This window comes from Cupriavidus sp. UYPR2.512, assembly GCF_000379565.1.
GTDB lineage: Bacteria > Pseudomonadota > Gammaproteobacteria > Burkholderiales > Burkholderiaceae > Cupriavidus.
This window is the reverse complement of sequence record NZ_KB903123.1, coordinates 1-1,190: the sequence shown is the minus strand read 5'-3', so window position 1 is coordinate 1,190 and position 1,190 is coordinate 1. Positions and strand designations below refer to the sequence as shown.

At 53.6% G+C, this 1,190-nt stretch carries 1 protein-coding gene; it reads right to left on the bottom strand.

Annotated features, from left to right (window positions below):
- Positions 1 to 354: 354 nt before the first annotated feature.
- Positions 355 to 813 (bottom strand): TIGR01841 family phasin, encoded by a 459-nt coding sequence (gene phaP, locus A3A5_RS39230; protein ID WP_304412946.1) that lies wholly within the window; start codon positions 811 to 813, stop codon positions 355 to 357.
- Positions 814 to 1,190 lie beyond the last annotated feature (377 nt).

Below are 1,190 nucleotides of genomic sequence, written 5' to 3'. Positions count from 1 at the left end.
CCAGATACTCCACAAGTTGCGCGCCGGCATGGTGCGCCCCGACCAGGATCGGATCGGTGGCAAGCCTGAGGAACACGTCGAGGCCGATGAGGCCGCATCGGCTTGCCTCTGTCCCCTGCCCCAACCAACCCCAGACGCCTCATGCCTTCGATCCCTTGGAAATAGTATAGCCGCTTGGATGGACACGGGTTGTACGGCGCTGCGGTCGACACCTGCCCGATATTTTTCATCAGGGACCACGAAGGTACGGCGAGGCGTGTCAAAAGCCCCTACTTTTCCGCTGCCTGGTAAGGAGCAGCGGTACGTCGTCGTACGCCTTGAGACGCTACTTCTGCATCCGTATTAAGGCTTCTCTCAGCTATTTGTACCGCCTGCTTTTGCGGTCCTTTGTACCGATTCATAGAACGTGGTGGTCGCGTTGACGGAGTCCTGCCAAGCTGCCAATGGCGCTGCTTGAACGGCTTCCGCCTTGTCAACAACAATTTCCATGAAGTCCTGCCATCCCTGCTTGCCAGTCGTGTATTGAACCTCCATGACCTTTTCAAATTCTCTCCGCGTAGCAGCCAGTAGCTCAAGTATTTGGCGATTATATGCCAATGCACGATCTGCTGCGGGTTGAATTGATTCCCACTGAAATCCCTGTGGATTCTCTCCTGACGGGGGATTCTCCGGGGTGCCACGTGTTTCTGAAAGAGAAAATTGCATGGCTTTAAGGTTCAATTCGACCAGTTTCTGGAAACCGGCACAGGCATGGCCGGTTAGCCCAACTAGGGCGTCAATGCCTGCGATTTGATTGGGGGACCACTGTGTCATCTTATCTCTCCTTGGCTCGACCTACCAACCGAGTTGTCCATGTGTCGGTGAGGGATCGAGGGAATTATGATTGCTATATCTCATATTTATGAGCGCACAGCAAGGCAAGACCGAGGCATTTGCCGCATTAAATGAACCTGAAAGGCCCCGTCGGCACGGGTGATCACCCACATGCCGTATGGCCTCCATCATTACAATGTATTAGCTTAGACTTTTCCAAGTCAGAATTGAGAAATATTGATGCACATCAAATCCGACGGCAGCGATAATAGGGAGATCCGGACCCAATCCACCCAAGATAAGCCGCCAAATAAAATCGCAATTGGCGCCGAGAACGCTTGACAGGTGACGAGGTTCGAGGGGCCGCCGCCCTGCTT

Bases quoted from the DNA above. Each gene is read 5' to 3' on its own strand.
- phaP (WP_304412946.1), bottom strand. From the start codon at position 813: ATGACACAGTGGTCCCCCAATCAAATCGCAGGCATTGACGCCCTAGTT.